The organism is Anoxybacillus sp. (genome assembly GCF_036834105.1).
Taxonomy (GTDB): Bacteria; Bacillota; Bacilli; order Bacillales; family Anoxybacillaceae; genus Anoxybacillus.
The window spans coordinates 1-14,929 of record NZ_DAITON010000053.1 but is presented as its reverse complement, the minus strand read 5'-3'; the positions used below and the strand labels follow the sequence as shown (position 1 = coordinate 14,929).

The 14,929-nt window shown below is 40.8% G+C and carries 16 protein-coding genes and 2 tRNA genes; all 18 read left to right on the top strand.

Annotated elements, in window-relative coordinates; all coding sequences use genetic code 11:
- The first annotated feature begins 60 nt into the window (after positions 1-60).
- Positions 61-441 carry a RidA family protein gene (locus tag V7Z64_RS07070; RefSeq protein ID WP_297989913.1) on the top strand — a complete coding sequence of 127 codons (381 nt, stop codon included), beginning with the start codon at positions 61-63 and terminating at the stop codon, positions 439-441.
- Positions 442-529: 88 nt separating this feature from the next.
- A complete protein-coding gene (spoVG, locus tag V7Z64_RS07065; protein WP_003398210.1) occupies positions 530-820 on the top strand; it encodes a septation regulator SpoVG in 291 nt (96 codons plus the stop codon).
- Positions 821-995: 175 nt separating this feature from the next.
- Positions 996-2,372, top strand: a complete 1,377-nt coding sequence (gene glmU / locus V7Z64_RS07060; protein ID WP_297989907.1) for a bifunctional UDP-N-acetylglucosamine diphosphorylase/glucosamine-1-phosphate N-acetyltransferase GlmU — start codon at positions 996-998, stop codon at positions 2,370-2,372.
- 17 nt (positions 2,373-2,389) lie between these two features.
- On the top strand, positions 2,390-3,340 hold the full coding sequence (locus V7Z64_RS07055; RefSeq protein WP_003398212.1) for a ribose-phosphate diphosphokinase: 951 nt from the start codon (positions 2,390-2,392) through the stop codon (positions 3,338-3,340).
- Positions 3,341-3,396: 56 nt separating this feature from the next.
- Positions 3,397-4,023 (top strand): 50S ribosomal protein L25/general stress protein Ctc, encoded by a 627-nt coding sequence (locus V7Z64_RS07050; protein ID WP_297989904.1) that lies wholly within the window; start codon positions 3,397-3,399, stop codon positions 4,021-4,023.
- A gap of 57 nt (positions 4,024-4,080) precedes the next feature.
- Positions 4,081-4,644, top strand: coding sequence for an aminoacyl-tRNA hydrolase (gene pth, locus V7Z64_RS07045; RefSeq protein ID WP_003398214.1), 564 nt, complete (start codon positions 4,081-4,083; stop codon positions 4,642-4,644).
- 66 nt (positions 4,645-4,710) lie between these two features.
- Positions 4,711-4,941 carry an anti-sigma-F factor Fin family protein gene (locus V7Z64_RS07040; protein WP_003398215.1) on the top strand — a complete coding sequence of 77 codons (231 nt, stop codon included), beginning with the start codon at positions 4,711-4,713 and terminating at the stop codon, positions 4,939-4,941.
- Between the two features lie 57 nt (positions 4,942-4,998).
- Positions 4,999-8,511: a transcription-repair coupling factor gene (gene mfd / locus V7Z64_RS07035; RefSeq protein WP_297989898.1), complete on the top strand. Its 3,513-nt coding sequence runs from the start codon at positions 4,999-5,001 to the stop codon at positions 8,509-8,511.
- Between the two features lie 195 nt (positions 8,512-8,706).
- Entirely contained in the window at positions 8,707-9,243 is a 537-nt protein-coding gene (spoVT, locus tag V7Z64_RS07030; RefSeq protein WP_003398218.1) for a stage V sporulation protein T, read from the top strand.
- A gap of 58 nt (positions 9,244-9,301) precedes the next feature.
- Positions 9,302-10,858, top strand: coding sequence for a putative polysaccharide biosynthesis protein (locus V7Z64_RS07025; protein WP_297989895.1), 1,557 nt, complete (start codon positions 9,302-9,304; stop codon positions 10,856-10,858).
- 2 nt (positions 10,859-10,860) lie between these two features.
- Entirely contained in the window at positions 10,861-12,312 is a 1,452-nt protein-coding gene (gene mazG / locus V7Z64_RS07020) for a nucleoside triphosphate pyrophosphohydrolase (protein ID WP_297989893.1), read from the top strand.
- 3 nt (positions 12,313-12,315) lie between these two features.
- Positions 12,316-12,573, top strand: a complete 258-nt coding sequence (locus V7Z64_RS07015) for an RNA-binding S4 domain-containing protein (RefSeq protein WP_003398221.1) — start codon at positions 12,316-12,318, stop codon at positions 12,571-12,573.
- A gap of 66 nt (positions 12,574-12,639) precedes the next feature.
- Positions 12,640-12,933: a sporulation protein YabP gene (gene yabP / locus V7Z64_RS07010; RefSeq protein WP_003398222.1), complete on the top strand. Its 294-nt coding sequence runs from the start codon at positions 12,640-12,642 to the stop codon at positions 12,931-12,933.
- Positions 12,930-13,538, top strand: a complete 609-nt coding sequence (yabQ, locus tag V7Z64_RS07005) for a spore cortex biosynthesis protein YabQ (protein WP_297989888.1) — start codon at positions 12,930-12,932, stop codon at positions 13,536-13,538. The genes yabP and yabQ overlap by 4 nt, the downstream gene beginning before the upstream one ends.
- Before the next feature lie 22 nt (positions 13,539-13,560).
- Positions 13,561-13,932 carry an FtsB family cell division protein gene (locus tag V7Z64_RS07000; protein ID WP_003398225.1) on the top strand — a complete coding sequence of 124 codons (372 nt, stop codon included), beginning with the start codon at positions 13,561-13,563 and terminating at the stop codon, positions 13,930-13,932.
- 92 nt (positions 13,933-14,024) lie between these two features.
- Positions 14,025-14,417, top strand: a complete 393-nt coding sequence (locus V7Z64_RS06995; protein WP_003398226.1) for a S1 domain-containing RNA-binding protein — start codon at positions 14,025-14,027, stop codon at positions 14,415-14,417.
- A 134-nt stretch (positions 14,418-14,551) separates the two neighbouring features.
- A tRNA-Met gene (locus V7Z64_RS06990) sits at positions 14,552-14,628 on the top strand.
- Between the two features lie 11 nt (positions 14,629-14,639).
- Positions 14,640-14,711 (top strand) — tRNA-Glu (locus V7Z64_RS06985).
- Positions 14,712-14,929: the final 218 nt, after the last annotated feature.

The following is a 14,929-nucleotide window of genomic DNA, read 5'->3' as shown; positions in this document are numbered from 1 at the left end:
ATCGAACTGGAAATTCGATTTAAAAATCTTTCTAAACATACTATACGAGGAGGAAGAGCTATGAAAGTTGTACACACAAACGAAGCCCCACAAGCGATTGGACCGTACTCTCAAGGTATTATTGTGAACAACATGTTTTACAGTTCTGGCCAAATTGCTTTAACGCCAGAAGGAGAAATGGTGCAAGGGGACATTCAAGCGCAAACGCATCAAGTATTCAAAAACTTGAAAGCGGTACTTGAAGCGGCGGGAGCGTCTTTAGAGACAGTCGTAAAAACGACAGTATTTTTAAAAGACATGAACGATTTCGCGGCAATGAATGAAGTATATGGTCAATATTTTGCCGATCATAAGCCAGCGCGTTCAGCCGTTGAAATCGCTCGCTTGCCAAAAGATGCGTTAATTGAAATTGAAGTCGTTGCACTTGTCAAACAATCGTAAAAAAATTTTTTAATGTTAGCAGGAAAATGAAAAATAATGTGGAATAAATTCACTTAAGTTCTTATATAGGGAAAAGGTGGTGAACAGAATGGAAGTAACTGACGTGAGATTACGCCGCGTGAATACCGAAGGACGTATGAGAGCGATTGCCTCAATTACGTTGGATCATGAATTTGTTGTTCATGATATCCGAGTTATTGAAGGCAATAACGGCTTGTTTGTCGCTATGCCAAGCAAGCGTACTCCTGACGGGGAATTCCGTGACATCGCTCATCCAATTAACTCAACAACCCGCGGGAAAATTCAAGAAGCTGTTTTAGCTGAATATCACCGTGCCGGTGAGTTGGAAAAAGAGCTTGAAGAAGCAGGTGCTTCGTAAAAATAAGAAGAGGACCCTTTCGTAAAAGAGGGTCCTTTTCATATGGAAAAATCTGTTTACCCCATTAAGAAAGAATATATGATGAATTTTTTTGGCATATGACAATGTTTCCTTGAAATACATACATAATTGATATATATTCAATATGGATAAAGAGAGGTATGGAGGCCTTGCGATGAAACGATATGCGATCATTTTGGCAGCTGGACAAGGAACGCGTATGCGTTCAAAGCTGTATAAAGTGTTGCACCCTGTCTGTGGAAAGCCGATGGTACAACATGTGGTTGATGCAATTTCTACATTGCATGTCGATCGATTAATTACGGTTGTTGGTTTTGGGGCAGAACGGGTGAAAGAGCAACTTGGGAACCAAAGCGAATACGTTATTCAAGAACAACAGCTTGGCACGGCGCACGCCGTCATGCAAGCAGCACCTCATTTAGCTGATAAAGATGGTGTCACTCTCGTCGTTTGCGGAGATACGCCACTGATCACCTCAGAAACGATGGAAGCGCTTTTACAACATCATTTACAAACGAAAGCAAAAGCAACAATTTTAACCGCCCTTACAGAAGATCCAACGGGATATGGACGTATCGTCCGCAATGAGCATGGACATGTTGAAAAAATTGTCGAACATAAAGATGCGACAGATGAAGAGCGAATGATCAGAGAAATTAATACAGGAACGTATTGTTTTGATAATCGTGCATTATTCGAAGCGCTTACGCAAGTGTCAAACGATAATGCGCAAGGGGAGTATTATTTGCCAGACGTCATCGAAATTTTGAAAAAACAAGGTGAGATCATTTCAGCTTACGAAACACCGATGTTTGAAGAGACGTTAGGCGTTAACGACCGAATCGCGCTTGCGCAAGCAGAAAAAATCATGCGTATGCGTATTCAACGTAAACATATGGCAAATGGTGTGACAATCATTGATCCCGAGCATACGTATATAGCACCTGATGTACAAATTGGACAGGATACGATTATTTATCCTGGCACATCGATTGAAGGTCGTACGGTAATCGGTGAAGATTGTATCATTGGACCAAACAGCGAAATTAAAAACAGCTATATTGGCGATCGTACGTCGGTTCGTCATTCTGTTGTACACGATAGCGAAGTAGGAAAAGATGTAACGATCGGTCCATTTGCGCATATTCGCCCACTATGTAAAATTGGAGACGATGTGAGAATTGGAAACTTCGTAGAAATTAAAAAGACGACGTTTGGAAACGGAAGTAAAGCATCGCACTTAAGCTATATCGGAGATGCCGAGGTAGGGGACGATGTCAATATCGGTTGCGGCACGATTACAGTCAATTATGACGGTGTAAATAAATACGTGACAAAAATTGAAGATGGCGCATTTATCGGTTGCAACTCGAACTTAATTGCCCCTGTTGTTGTGGGAAGCGGAGCATATGTGGCGGCTGGCTCAACGATCACTGATGATGTGCCTAATGAAGCTTTAGCTATCGCTCGCGCTCGGCAAATCAATAAAGAAAATTATGTTGAACGTCTGCAAGCGAAGAAAAAATCCTAATGGAGGTTTACTTACCCATGTCTCAGTATTTGAATTCCAATTTAAAATTATTTTCATTAAATTCTAACCCGTTCTTAGCTCAAGAAATTGCAAAAGTGATTGGTGTTGAATTAGGAAAGTGCTCCGTTTCTCGTTTTAGTGATGGGGAAATTCAAATCAATATTGAAGAGAGCATTCGTGGTTGCGATGTGTACGTCATTCAATCAACTAGCGCACCTGTTAATGAACATTTAATGGAATTACTCATTATGATTGATGCATTAAAGCGAGCATCTGCTAAAACAATTAATATTGTTATGCCGTATTACGGATATGCTCGTCAAGATCGTAAAGCGCGCTCCCGTGAGCCGATTACCGCAAAATTAGTCGCTAATTTGTTAGAGACAGCTGGCGCCTCCCGCGTCATTACGCTCGACTTACACGCGCCACAAATTCAAGGGTTTTTTGACATTCCGATTGACCATTTAATGGGTGTGCCAATTTTAGCAGATTACTTTAAAGACAAGCAGCTTGATGATATTGTCATTGTTTCCCCAGACCATGGTGGTGTAACTCGTGCCCGAAAAATGGCAGATCGTCTGAAAGCGCCGATTGCGATTATCGATAAGCGTCGTCCAAAGCCAAATGTAGCAGAAGTGATGAACATTATCGGTAATGTACAAGGAAAGACGACCATTTTAATCGACGATATTATTGATACAGCTGGAACGATTACTTTAGCAGCTAATGCGCTAGCTGAGCATGGGGCAAAAGAAGTATATGCATGTTGTACGCACCCAGTTTTATCAGGTCCAGCCATTGAACGCATTCAAAACTCAAAAATTAAAGAGCTCGTCGTAACGAATACAATTGCTATTCCTGAAGAAAAGAAAACGAATAAAATTGTGGAGCTATCCGTTGCCCCATTAATCGGTGAGGCTATTATTCGCGTACACGAAGAACAATCGATTAGCGCGTTGTTCGATTAATGACGTTTAGACCTTCCTATTTTAGGGGAAGCTATGAGCGATTCTAAAATAGGAAGGTGATTTCATTGTTACAGCTCCAATTGCGTACAGACCATCGACGCTCTTATGTAAAGCAAATGCGAAAACAAGGTCGTATTCCAGCCATCGTGTATGGAAAAAAGACGAATAGCCAACCTGTTTTTGTTGATGCGGCCGAGTTTTCGAAGCAATGGCGCGCTACCGGTGGGACGGGACTGTTAGATGTTCAAGTGAATGATGATCATATTCGCGTCATCGTTCGCGATATGCAAAAGCATCCGATTCGTCACGATATCATTCATATCGACTTTTTAGCTGTTGATGCAAAGACGAAAATTGATGTTTCCGTTCCTATTCATTTAGTTGGTGAGGCAGTTGGCGTGAAAGATGGAGGGGTGTTGCAACAAGCGATGCACCAACTATCTATTCGGGCGTTGCCGACAAATATCCCTTCATCGATTGATATAGATATAACGAACTTACAAGTAGGCGATGTTCTTACTATTTCACACATACAAACGAACGGTGCTTATGAAGTGAATCACGATCCGACAGAAGTGATCGCATCAATCTTGCCACCGAAGCAAGAGGAAGAAATTCATAGCGGCGAGGAGCAAGAGCTAGGAAAGCCGGAATCGGAAGAAGGACGTGAAACGACGCCGTGACGGACGTAGCCATCATTGATTACGTCTTTTGCAGTATGGAGATAAGGAGCAGGGGAAATGGCAAAATTGTTTGTTGGTTTAGGTAATCCAGGGAAAGAATATGAACAAACGAGGCATAATGTAGGCTTTATGGTCATTGATGAGCTTGCGCATCGTTGGGGATTGACGTTCAATCAAACGAAGTTTCGTGGTATATTTGCGAGCGGTATCGTTTCAGGTGAAAAAGTCATATTGTGCAAACCGCTTACATATATGAACTTATCAGGCGAATGCGTTCGGCCGTTGATGGACTATTATAACATCGATGTTGATGAGATTATCGTCATTTATGACGACTTAGATTTGCCGACAGGTACAGTTCGCTTGCGTCCGAAAGGAAGCGCTGGCGGACATAATGGAATGAAATCGCTCATTCAACATTTGAAAACAGAACAATTTAAGCGTATTCGTATCGGTATTGATCGACCGAAAAACGGGATGAAAGTGAGCGACTACGTGTTAGGTCGATTTACAGATGAAGAAAAGATACGGATTGACGAAGCAATTAAAAAAGCAGCTCATGCGTGCGAACGGTCATTACAAATTCCGTTTGCTCAAGTGATGAATGAATGCAATAAGTAATGAATAATTCCCGACTAAATGGTTCAAAATGTATTCGATTAGACTAACCATTTGGGAGGGACACATATGGCGTTGCATTATTACTGCCGACATTGTGGCATAAAAATCGGAGCGATTGATGCACTCGGGTTAGAAAGTAAGCAACTAGGCTTTCATCATTTAACTGAAGAAGAAAGATTGGATATGATTCAATATCTTCCGAATGGAGAAGTTCATGTAAAGACAATTTGCGAAGATTGCCAAGAAGCGTTGGATCGAAATCCTGATCTTCATCAATATGAAAAGTTTATTCAATAGTTGGCTTTGGGGCTCCCAAAGCGTTTTTGTATTTATGTTTGGGGAGGAGGGAGTTTTTTGCGAGGCTTACGACAGTATTTTATGAATCATGCGGACATGCAATCGGTTGCAGAGGGAATCCGTAACGGCTTGAAAGAACAGCTTGTAACAGGCTTGTCGGGCTCTGCACGTTCTGTTTTTATTTCTTCTTTATACGAGGATACAGAACGACCTTTATGCATTGTGACGCACAATTTATTTCAAGCGCAAAAAATATATGATGATCTTATTCAATTAGTTGATGAGGAGGAAGTGTTTCTTTATCCTGTTAATGAACTCATTGCAGCTGAATTAGCTGTAGCTAGCCCAGAATTGCGTGCGCAACGTCTCGAAGTATTAAACTATTTTTGCGCACGTAAAAAAGGAATTGTTATCGCTCCTGTTGCAGCGTTGCGCAGGCTACTTCCGCCGAAAGACGTATGGCAACGTTATCAACTCCATTTTCACGTCGGAGGACAAATAGATGTGGAGCGTTGTTTAAAACAATTTGTTGCTATGGGATATGAGCGTGTATCGGTCGTTTCGACGCCGGGTGAATTTAGCGTCCGAGGTGGTATTATTGATATTTATCCACTTACTGCAGAGCTTCCTTATCGCATCGAGTTATTTGATATTGAAATTGAATCGATTCGGACGTTTTCGGTTGACGACCAACGTTCAGTAGCTGAGATGGACGAAGTATCCATCGGACCAGCAACAGAGTTAATCATCGAGCAACAACATATAGATGAAGCTGTTCAAAAGTTACAATCGCATTTTGACGATACGTTGCAGCAAATTCAGGATGAGAGAACAAAAAACTTGTTATACGAGCATGTTTCGTCCGAGTTAGAGCAATTGAGAAACGGAAAATTAATTGAAGACATGTACAAGTATTTCTCGCTCTTTTACCCTTCGTCTGCGAGTTTACTAGATTACATCCCGGATCATGGCGTTGTCATCATTGACGAAATGAGCCGCATTCAAGAAGTAGCAGAAAAGCTCGAGCAAGAAGAGGCGGAATGGTATACGAATGTATTAGAAGAAGGGAAAATTGTACAACATATAAAAATTTCACATTCATTTCCTGAAGTGTTACAAAACCGATGGAGATCGACAATTTATTTATCTTTATTTTTACGTCATATTCCATATACGCATCCGCAAAACATTGTTAATGTATCTTGTAAACAAATGCAAGTGTTTTATAGTCAAATGCAATTGTTAAAAGTGGAAGTAGAACGTTGGCGAAAGGGAAATTATGCGGTCGTTTTGCTAGCGGGTGATGAAGAACGAGCGAAAAAACTGAAACAGACGTTAGAAGATTATGAGATTGATGCCGTTCAAATTGGAAAAGACGATGCGCTATTGTACGGAAAGTGTCAAATAGTCCCATCTGGATTAACAGCAGGATTTGAATTACCGATGCAAAAAATTGCTGTGATTACAGAAGAGGAGCTATTCAAAAAGCGACTGAAGCGTCCCGTTCGACGTCAAAAACTGTCAAACGCCGAACGTATTAAAAGTTATACAGATTTAAAAGTAGGCGACTATGTTGTTCATGTCAATCATGGAATTGGGAAATATTTAGGGATTGAAACGTTAGAAATTAACGGAATTCATAAAGATTACATCCATATTCAATATCAAGGGAATGATACGTTATACGTTCCTGTCGATCAAATGGATCTTGTCCAAAAGTATGTAGGCTCAGAAGGAAAGGAGCCGAAAATTTATAAATTGGGCGGAACAGAGTGGAAGAAAGTAAAAAAGAAAGTAGAGTCCTCTGTTCAAGACATTGCTGAAGATTTAATGAAGTTGTATGCCGAGCGGGAAGCGAGTAAGGGGTATGCGTTTTCGCCAGATAATGAAATGCAACGAGAATTTGAAGCGGCATTTCCATATCAAGAAACAGAAGATCAACTTCGTTCGATTCGTGAAATCAAACGCGATATGGAGAGCGAACGGCCAATGGACCGATTATTATGTGGGGATGTTGGCTATGGGAAAACAGAAGTTGCCTTGCGTGCAGCGTTCAAGGCAATAATGGATGGAAAACAAGTGGCATTTCTCGTTCCAACAACAATTTTAGCCCAACAACACTACGAGACGGTTCGCGAACGTTTCCAAGGATACCCGATCAACGTCGGTTTATTGAGTCGATTCCGTACGAAAAAGCAGCAAGCAGAGACGCTCCAAGGTTTGAAGAACGGCACGATCGATATGGTGATCGGAACACATCGACTGCTATCTAAAGACGTATCGTTTAAAGATTTAGGTTTATTAATCATTGATGAGGAACAGCGCTTTGGTGTGGCCCATAAAGAAAAAATAAAACAGCTAAAAACAAATATCGATGTATTGACATTAACCGCTACACCGATTCCGCGCACGTTGCACATGTCGCTCATCGGTGTCCGTGCTCTGTCCGTGATCGAAACGCCTCCGGAAAATCGTTTCCCTGTGCAAACGTATGTGATGGAATATAGTCCAATGATCGTCCGAGAAGCGATTGAGCGCGAGATGGCGCGAGGAGGGCAAGTGTTTTTTCTTTATAACCGCATTGAAGACATTGATCGGAAAGCAGAGGAAATTTCAACGCTCGTGCCCGATGCTCGCGTAACGTACGCGCACGGGAGAATGTCAGAAAATGAGCTTGAAGCAGTGATGTTGGCATTTTTAGAAGGGCAATACGATGTGTTAGTAAGCACAACTATTATTGAAACTGGGGTCGATATCCCAAATGTGAATACGTTAATTGTTTATGATGCCGATAAAATGGGCCTTTCGCAACTATATCAATTGCGTGGGCGCGTGGGGCGCTCCAATCGTATTGCGTATGCGTACTTCACGTATCGAAAAGATAAAGTGTTGAATGAAATTGCTGAAAAACGGTTGCAAGCGATTAAAGAGTTTACAGAGCTTGGATCTGGTTTTAAAATTGCGATGCGCGATTTGTCTATTCGAGGTGCCGGAAACTTATTAGGAGCACAGCAACATGGATTTATTGATTCTGTCGGTTTTGAGCTTTACTCGCAAATGTTGAAAGAAGCCATTGAAGAACGAAAAGGAACGAAAGAGGAAAAGCCGTTTGAAGTAGAAATCGATCTAGAAGTTGATGCGTACATCCCGGAACGTTATATTTCAAATGAACAACAAAAAATTGAGATGTATAAACGGTTCCGTGCACTCGAGACGTTTGAGGACGTTGAACAGTTGCGAGAGGAAATGGTAGATCGTTTCGGTGAGTATCCGGATGAAGTTGCTTATTTATTCCAAATTGCAGAAATCAAAATATATGCAAAGCAACATCTCATTCAATCCATTAAGCAGACGAAGCAAGATATTACTATTTTGTTCTCTCAAGAAACGACGAAGCAAATTGATGTGAGTCAATTGTTTAAGCTTGGTGAGCCATACGGCAGGGATGTCGGCTTCGGTATGGACGGAGATCGATTTAAAATTGTCGTTCATGCGAAGGGAATGAAACCACAACAATGGTTAATGATTATTTATGAGTTGCTAAAAGGGTTAAAATATGCTAAAAAATAATTGATTGTATCATGTTTATTGTTTATGAATAAGTGGCAATGATGAAGATGGGGGATTTTCACTTTTTAAAAAAAATCCCCCTTCATTGTGTATATAACTACATGTGTGACGGATACTAATCACAACAATGGTGAATTATTCAACTGTTTCACCAGTGCCATTTTTAATAACTAAATGAAAGCGAGGCATCGATAGATGAAAGCAACAGGTATTGTTCGACGAATCGATGATTTAGGACGAGTAGTTATTCCGAAAGAAATTCGCAGAACACTTCGCATTCGCGAAGGAGACCCACTTGAAATATTTGTTGACCGTGATGGCGAAGTCATTTTGAAAAAATATTCTCCAATTAGCGAATTAGGTGACTTTGCAAAAGAATATGCGGAAGCGCTTTTTGATAGTCTAGGACAACCCGTGCTTATTTGCGATCGCGACGTTTTTATTGCGGTGGCAGGCGGATCGAAAAAAGAATATTTAAATAAAAGCGTAAGCGAACTTGTTGAAAAAGTGATGGAAGATCGTCAATCCGTTTTGCACACAGAAGAAACGAGCGTATCATTTGCGCAAGGGCATGAAGAGCATATGCAGTCATACGTAATCGCGCCAATTATTGCGGGAGGAGATCCAATCGGGGCGGTCGTCATTTTCTCAAAAGATAAAACGATCAGCGAAGTGGAGCATAAAGCAGCGGAAACAGCGGCGAGCTTCCTTGCTCGTCAAATGGAACAATAAAAGGTAGCATTTCGCTACCTTTTTTTGATGTCATATGTAATTGAAAAGGTGAAACGTTATGGAGAGAAAAGATTGGTTGCAAGGGGCGTTCATATTGACGCTCGTCGCTTTATTCACAAAAGTATTGAGCGCCTTTTATCGTATTCCGTATCAAAACATCGCGGGCGATATGGGATTTTATATTTATCAACAGGTTTACCCGTTTTATGGCATTTTTCTCGCTTTATCTACATACGGCTATCCTGTTGCGATTTCAAAGCTGATTGCTAAAAATAAACAATCAGTATATGAGGTGGCTATCGTTCGTTTTTCTTTTTACTTTTTATCATTCATCGGCATGGTTATGTTTTCTATTCTTTATTTCGGCGCTTCGTTTCTTGCGACGATCATGGGAGATGCTCAGTTAGTTGCGCTTATTCGGGCCATTTCATTTGCTTTTTTGCTCCTCCCATTCACTTCTGTTTGTCGTGGCTATTTTCAAGGAAGGGGGGAGATGGTTCCAACCGCTGTTTCACAAGTTGTTGAGCAACTAATACGGGTGGGGGCTATTTTGTTCCTATCTTTCCTTTTGCTTCATTATGGATTTACCGTTTATGATGCAGGAGCAGGTGCGATGTTTGGTTCACTGATCGGAAGTTTTGCTGCGCTTGTCGTGCTTGCCGCGTATATGTTGCGAAAACAGATGAACATTCGTGCATCGATACGTTTGCCAAAACAAGAAAAAAGAAAAGTATTTTTATTTTTAGCGATCCATGGGGTGACGATTTGTTTAGCTAATATGGTGCTCGTTTTGATGCAGCTCGTTGATTCATTGACCCTTTTACCTTTATTGCAACAAGCAGGATTAGGTGAGTTCGCGAAAACAGCAAAAGGCATTTATGATCGGGGACAACCGTTTATTCAACTCGGAACGGTAGCAGCTACTTCTTTTTCATTAGCACTTGTGCCTATGTTATCGCAAAGGCAAGCGCATCGCGAAGGCGTATATACCGCTGCTCGCTTAGCGTTTGTTATTGGATTAGGGGCGGTTGTCGGTTTAGTTTGCATATTAAAACAAGCAAATACGATGTTATTTAAAGATCATGCGGGTGCAATGGAGCTGACCATTTTAGCTATTTCTATTCTGTTTACTTCCCTCACACTAACATTTATCGCTATTTTGCAAGGGCTTGGGGATGTGTTTCGTCCGCTCTTTATTGTATGTATCGGTATGATGTTAAAATGGGTGTTCAACATATGGTTCGTTCCGTCATGGCATACGGTAGGGGCAGCAATAGCCACATGTGCCGCATATGCCATCATGTTTATTATTGCTCTTTTTTATGTACAGAAACGAATGGAACGCCCTTTGCTTTCAATCATTACAGTCATGAAAACGATGCAAGCTGCTGTTGTGATGGCTATGATTGTCATTGGTTACGTTATGTTAACGAACGAGTTGTCTGTTCATCACGAACGTCTATTTTCGTCGCTTCAAGCGATAGGTGGCGTTTTTATTGGAGCGTTTGTTTATATTATAATGATTGTTAAAAAAGGGATTTTTACCAAAAAAGAATTGTTCGCTCTTCCGTTTGGACGTTATTTCACTCATATTAAACAAAGAAAGGCTGGATAGTCATGGGAACAATCACAATTGTCGGTCTCGGGGCAGGAGATATAGATCAGCTTCCAGTTGGTGTGTATCGTACATTAAAACAAGCGAAACGCCTTTTTTTACGAACGAAAGATCATCCTGTTGTCGCACAGTTAGAGACGGAAGGAATACATGCTCAGTCATTTGATGATGTATATGAAACATACGACCAATTTGAACAAGTGTACGAACACATTGTGAAAGATTTGTGCGAGGAGGCGAAAAAAGGGGATGTTGTATATGCTGTACCTGGGCACCCACTCGTTGCGGAGCGCACAGTCAAGTTGTTGATGGAGAAACAGAGCGATATTTCTGTCCGCATTGAAGGGGGACAAAGCTTCCTCGATGCGCTATTTACTGCCATTGGTGTTGATCCGATCGAGGGCTTTCAATTCATTGATGCGACCTCATTTCAGCCGGATGAGATTCAATTGCGCAACCACATCGTTTTTTGCCAAGTATATGACTCATTTATTGCGTCTGATGTCAAATTAGCTTTGTTAGAAAAGTTACCGCACGATTATCCGGTTTTTATCGTCGATGCGGCAGGAAGTAAGCGAGAGCGCGTCGAAAAGGTTGCGCTATATGAGCTTGATCGAGCGACGACGGTTAGCAATTTAACGAGCGTTTATGTACCAAAGGTAGAACACGATGAACTGCTGTATCACGATTTTACTACTTTGCGACGTGTAATCGCGACGTTGCGCGGACCAAATGGTTGTCCTTGGGATCGGAAACAAACGCATGAATCGCTAAAAAAATACTTGCTAGAAGAGACATACGAGCTTCTTGATGCGATTGATCGGCAAGATGATGAAAATATGATTGAGGAGCTTGGGGACGTCCTATTGCAAGTGATGCTCCACGCTCAAATTGGCGAAGATGAAGGAATGCTTTCCATTGATGATGTGATTCGAGCCATTACAGAAAAAATGGTACGCCGTCATCCTCACGTATTTGGGGACGTTCATGTTGATCATGCTGAAGAGGTTGTGCGCAATTGGCAAGCGATAAAACAAGAGGAAAAAGAAAAGGTATTCGATTCTTTGCTTGATGATGTTGCTAAAGCGTTGCCAAGTACGTTGCGTGCATACGAGTATCAAAAAAAAGCAGCGGAAGTCGGATTTGACTGGTCGGAAGTACAGTCCATGTGGCATAAAGTTGAAGAAGAAATGAATGAAGTAAAGGAAGAAGCAGATCGCATGGATGAAGAAAAGTTAAAATCCGAATTTGGTGATTTACTATTTGCGCTCATTAATGTATGTCGATATTATAAAATTAATCCTGAAGAGGCGTTAGCAATGGCGAACGAAAAGTTTTATCGTCGTTTCCAATACATCGAACAGAAAGTAAAGCAGCAAGGGGGAGAATGGCAAGCATACTCATTAAAACAACTAGATGACATATGGGAAGAAGCAAAAAGGGAGGGGCTATAAAATATGCGGCTCGATAAGTTTTTAAAAGTTTCTCGGCTTATTAAAAGAAGAACGTTAGCGAAAGAAGTGGCTGATCAAGGGCGTGTATTGATTAATGGTCAACAAGCGAAAGCGAGCTCAACGGTCAAAATCGGTGATGAAATTACAATTCAGTTTGGGCAAAAACACGTAACAGCTAAGGTTATTGGGTTACAAGATCATGCAAAAAAAGAAGAAGCGAGCGCATTATATGAGATTGTAAAAGAAGAACGCGTTGAATAGCTTGTTCTAAACCGTTTTCCCCCCTCATACACTTGTACAAATAATGGTTGTGAGGGGGAGACGATGATGACGCAACATGTAGGAAATAAAGGGCCGATTCAAGAGCATGACATTGTTATGCGCGGTCGGCGTACGTTAGAAATTACAGGTGTAAAGCAAGTAGAGAGTTTTGATAATGAAGAGTTTTTGTTAGAAACAGTGATGGGTTTTTTATCTGTTAAAGGTCAAAACTTACAAATGAAAAACTTAGATGTAGATAAAGGGATTGTTTCAATTAAAGGGAAAATTTTTGAAATCGTTTATTTAGATGAACATCATACGGAGAAAGCTAAAGGATTCTTTAGCAAGTTGTTTAAATGAGCTTGCACATACAATTTACAACTTTGCTTGCGATGATCGGAACAGGGGTCGTCATCGGGGCATGTTTTGATACGTACGCTCATATATTTGACCGTTCTAAACGTCATCGGTTAATTGTTTGGATTGCGGACATTCTTTTTTGGGTTGTGCAGGCGTTATATGCTTTTTATACGTTGTTGCTCGTTAATAACGGGGAAATTCGTTTCTACATTTTTTTAGCTATTTTATGTGGGTATGCTACTTACCGAGCGTTGTTTCAACATGTGTACGTTCGTTTGTTGCAGTGGATCATTCGCATCATTGTGTCGTTATATCGCTTATTCGTGCGTTTATTTTATTATGTCATCATATTTCCGCTTCGACTTCTTTACCGTTTTTTCGTTTTTTTATTGTTCACTACTTGTCATTTCATTTTATCTATTGGTAAAATTTTATATAAAGCAATATATGTATGTGTACTCTTCATATTGCAACCGTTTATGTCGCTTGGACATTTCGTTTGGAAAAAAACTCCCTTGCGATTTCAAGCGGCTATTGGTCATTTCTTTCATGTTGGAAAAGGGTTTTATATGAAGGTAGCGAATATGTTTAGAAAGAAAGTGTAACGAAGAAGGAGCGGTGAAGAACATGGGCGCCCCACAAAGAAACAGAGTACAAAAAATACAAACGTCTTACGTCATTCAACAAGAGAAGCAAGAGCATAAAAAGGCGCGTCGTCGCAAAAAAATTTTTATTCGTTTTAGCATGCTGGCAACAGTGGCGTTAGCCGCTTCTTCGCTGTTTTTGTATCTCATGATGGCACAATCTTCAACGATTGATAAACAAATAAAAACGAAAGAGCAGTTGGAAGAAAAGTTAAGCACGTTGCAAAAAGATGAAAAAAGATTACAAGAAGAGATCAAAAAATTAAATGACGATCAATATATTGCCGAATTGGCTCGAAAACAATATTTTTTGTCGAAAGAAGGGGAAATTATTTTTATCACTCCTGATGATTGACAGATGGGCACACGGCTTATTGACACTTGTTTTTTTCATTATGTATAATGAAAGAAACGATTTTTCAGATTTTAAGGAGGAGCACTTTTTTTATGTCAATTGAAGTAGGCAGCAAGTTACAGGGAAAAGTAACGGGCATTACAAAATTCGGAGCGTTTGTTGAGTTACCGGAAGGCGCGACAGGCTTAGTACACATTAGCGAAGTAGCTGACAGCTATGTGAAAGACATTAACGAACATTTGAAAGTAGGCGATGTAGTCGAGGTTCGTGTCATTCATGTTGAGAAGGATGGCAAAATTGGCTTGTCGATTAAGAAGGCAAAAGAACAAGCTTCACGTCCGCGCAATAAAGGAAACGATCGCGCTTCAAAAGAAAGCTTTGAGCAGAAAATTAGCCGTTTCTTAAAAGAAAGTGAAGATCGTTTAGCATCCCTTAAACGCCATACTGAATCCAAACGAGGAGGTCGTGGTGCTCGACGCGGTTAACTTGCTGCCGAATCGGATATGAGGCAGTTCATATAAGCATCCATTTCATGAGTGGATGCTTTTTCGTTTGAATTTCAGTAAAAAAGTATTGACTTTGCTGAAGAAACGTAGTAACATAACAAATGTCGTTGCATGGCGGCGTAGCTCAGCTGGCTAGAGCGTACGGTTCATACCCGTAAGGTCGGGGGTTCGATTCCCTCCGCCGCTACCAAATTGTATAATGGCCCGTTGGTCAAGTGGTTAAGACACCGCCCTTTCACGGCGGTAACACGGGTTCGAATCCCGTACGGGTCATCGTAAAAACACCAATTTCGTCATGAAATTGGTGTTTTTTGTTTTTATGAGCCGTTTTTTGTGATATTCCGTCGAAAGATTTATATGATCCATCTTCTTTTTTTGACAAAATTTTGATAATTCAGTCTGTATAATACAAAGTAATAGACGTATATGTGAAAGAAGGAGAGGATGAATGATGGAGAGATTAGAACGGAAGGTGGTCAATCAAATGGCTG

Coding starts and splice junctions, on each gene's coding strand:
- yabQ (WP_297989888.1), top strand. CDS start 12,930: ATGAGCTTGCACATACAATTTACAACTTTGCTTGCGATGATCGGAACA.
- glmU (WP_297989907.1), top strand. CDS start 996: ATGAAACGATATGCGATCATTTTGGCAGCTGGACAAGGAACGCGTATG.
- V7Z64_RS07070 (WP_297989913.1), top strand. CDS start 61: ATGAAAGTTGTACACACAAACGAAGCCCCACAAGCGATTGGACCGTAC.
- spoVT (WP_003398218.1), top strand. CDS start 8,707: ATGAAAGCAACAGGTATTGTTCGACGAATCGATGATTTAGGACGAGTA.
- V7Z64_RS07040 (WP_003398215.1), top strand. CDS start 4,711: ATGGCGTTGCATTATTACTGCCGACATTGTGGCATAAAAATCGGAGCG.
- spoVG (WP_003398210.1), top strand. CDS start 530: ATGGAAGTAACTGACGTGAGATTACGCCGCGTGAATACCGAAGGACGT.
- pth (WP_003398214.1), top strand. CDS start 4,081: ATGGCAAAATTGTTTGTTGGTTTAGGTAATCCAGGGAAAGAATATGAA.
- V7Z64_RS07000 (WP_003398225.1), top strand. CDS start 13,561: ATGGGCGCCCCACAAAGAAACAGAGTACAAAAAATACAAACGTCTTAC.
- V7Z64_RS07025 (WP_297989895.1), top strand. CDS start 9,302: ATGGAGAGAAAAGATTGGTTGCAAGGGGCGTTCATATTGACGCTCGTC.
- V7Z64_RS07015 (WP_003398221.1), top strand. CDS start 12,316: ATGCGGCTCGATAAGTTTTTAAAAGTTTCTCGGCTTATTAAAAGAAGA.
- yabP (WP_003398222.1), top strand. CDS start 12,640: ATGACGCAACATGTAGGAAATAAAGGGCCGATTCAAGAGCATGACATT.
- mazG (WP_297989893.1), top strand. CDS start 10,861: ATGGGAACAATCACAATTGTCGGTCTCGGGGCAGGAGATATAGATCAG.
- V7Z64_RS07055 (WP_003398212.1), top strand. CDS start 2,390: ATGTCTCAGTATTTGAATTCCAATTTAAAATTATTTTCATTAAATTCT.
- V7Z64_RS06995 (WP_003398226.1), top strand. CDS start 14,025: ATGTCAATTGAAGTAGGCAGCAAGTTACAGGGAAAAGTAACGGGCATT.